This window comes from Thiohalophilus sp. (assembly GCF_031581315.1).
Taxonomy (GTDB): Bacteria; Pseudomonadota; Gammaproteobacteria; order UBA6429; family Thiohalophilaceae; genus Thiohalophilus.
Genome location: NZ_JAVLAZ010000002.1, coordinates 13,624 through 15,641 on the forward strand (window position 1 = coordinate 13,624; position 2,018 = coordinate 15,641).

Here is a 2,018-nt window from a genome sequence, read left to right on the forward strand (position 1 = left end):
CTGACTCATGGTTCCTGCTCCTTCAAAGCAGTGTGAAAGGCAAAGCATACCCCAATGCACGCAAAAATGCATCGCGCCCTATTCTGCGAAGCTCACGTTACGATGCAAGTTAACTTTTATATAGCCGGCAAAGCGCGATTTATGAAGTCTGGTCGGCTTGCGGCAAATGCTGTTGTAACAGCGTAACACGCTGCTGCAGACGCGCGCTGTCGTCGCGCAACCGATCAACCTCCCGAACAAACTCCGCCACCGCTTCGCGGGTCGCCAGTTGTCGGCTCTCCTGATGCAGAAATTCCGCCAGATTCCGCCCCAGGACGCGTCGCGCCTGACGGCCCCAGCTCTGCAAGCCGCGAAACAGATCGCCCAGCTGGTGAGCGACCACGTCGCCCGTATAACGGCTCAACAGTTCTTCCCAGTCAATGTCGAGATGATCCAGCAGGCGCTTGAAGGCCTGGCCGGTTTCCACATCGCCGCGAATCGTCACCTCGCCGGCGAACAGGACCCGGCGCGCATCCCCGAAACTCAGTTCAGCCAGTGCCAGCGGGGTACCGCTGATCACCGTATCCGCCTGCTCGGCGTCTCCGCTCATCACCTGGATGCCATCATGCCCTGGCAACAGCAACAGAGTCAGACCGGTCCCATGCAGTTCCAGCGCAATCTGCTTGCCCTCGAAGCGCGCCAGTTGCTCAAAGGTCACCGGGTCCAGGCGCAGCGCCCGGTTCAGGGCCGTCTCCACAGCCGCCTCCAGCAACACGAGTGTTTCCCCGCCCAGGCTCACAGACTCAGACGCTCCCGCCATTGCGCGACACTGATGTCACTATCATCGTCGATCACCTGGATCACCACGCTGCCGGCCAGCTTGTCATGCAAGGCCTGCTTGCGTTTGTCGATGGCGGCCCAGACAAAGCCGAGATACAAAGGCAGGGCGGAAAGGATATAACCCAGCGCACGGATCACGCTCTGACGCAGGCTCAGGGGTTGATGCGTGCGCGCATCCACCACCCGGCAATCGAGCAGCAGTTTGCCCGGGGTGGCCTGCCAGTGCCGCCAGAAAAGGATCACCAGCACAAACGGGGCAACATAGGTGATGAGCAGATCGGCCACGCCATAACTGGCCAGCTCACTGCTGTCACCCAGCCACCAGCTCAGATAGCCGGGTCCGTAGATCGCGACCAGAAGGGGAAGAATCAGCGCGGTAAAAAGAACACCGTCGAGCAGCAACGCCAGGAAGCGGCGCCAGAAGCCGGCATACTGGATTCTGGCAGCCGCCGCGGTCATAACTTGTAACCGCGATGCAGGGCGACAATGCCGCCGCTGAGATTGTAATACTCACAATGTTCGAAGCCGGCTTCTTCCATCATGCCCTTGAGTGTCTCCTGATCCGGGTGCTTGCGAATCGACTCGGCCAGATAACGGTAACTGTCGGGATCGTTGGCGAACAGTTTACCCAGCAGCGGCAAGACCTTGAACGAATAGGTGTCATAGATCGGGTTCAGCGGTTTGATCACGGGCCTGGAAAACTCCAGTACCAGCAACGGCTTGCCGGGCTTGAGCACACGCAACATGGAACGTAGCGCGGCTTCCTTGTCGGTCACATTGCGCAGCCCAAAGGCGATAGTGATGGCATCGAAATGATTATCGGGAAACGGCAGGCACTCGGCGTTGGCCTGCACATAGCGCAGATTACCGACGATACCGTCATTGATGAGTCGATCCCGGCCCATGCGCAGCATGGACTCATTAATATCGGCCAGTGTCACGGAGCCGTCAGGACCCACCATGCGGGAAAACTTCTCCGCCAGATCGCCGGTGCCACCGGCCAGATCCAGCACATGATCGCCACGGCGCACACCGCTCATATCCAGCGTATACCGCTTCCAGAGTCGATGGACGCCCATCGACATCAGATCGTTCATCAGATCGTATTTACCGGCAACCGAATGAAAAACCCCCGCAACCTTGCGCACCTTCTCTTCGTAGGGGACTTCCTGATAACCGAAATGGGTGGTCTTTTTCAT

The 2,018-nt window shown here is 58.7% G+C and carries 3 protein-coding genes; all 3 read right to left on the minus strand.

Annotated elements, in window-relative coordinates; genetic code table 11:
- Positions 1–139: 139 nt before the first annotated feature.
- The 3 genes from RI563_RS00465 to ubiE are packed head-to-tail and all read right to left on the minus strand — an operon-like array spanning position 140 to position 2,018.
- Positions 140–778, minus strand: coding sequence for an SCP2 domain-containing protein (locus RI563_RS00465; protein ID WP_310692348.1), 639 nt, complete (start codon positions 776–778; stop codon positions 140–142).
- Entirely contained in the window at positions 775–1,278 is a 504-nt protein-coding gene (locus RI563_RS00470; protein ID WP_310692349.1) for an RDD family protein, read from the minus strand. Before RI563_RS00470 ends, RI563_RS00465 begins: the two co-directional genes overlap by 4 nt.
- Positions 1,275–2,018: a bifunctional demethylmenaquinone methyltransferase/2-methoxy-6-polyprenyl-1,4-benzoquinol methylase UbiE gene (gene ubiE / locus RI563_RS00475; protein ID WP_310692350.1), complete on the minus strand. Its 744-nt coding sequence runs from the start codon at positions 2,016–2,018 to the stop codon at positions 1,275–1,277. Before ubiE ends, RI563_RS00470 begins: the two co-directional genes overlap by 4 nt.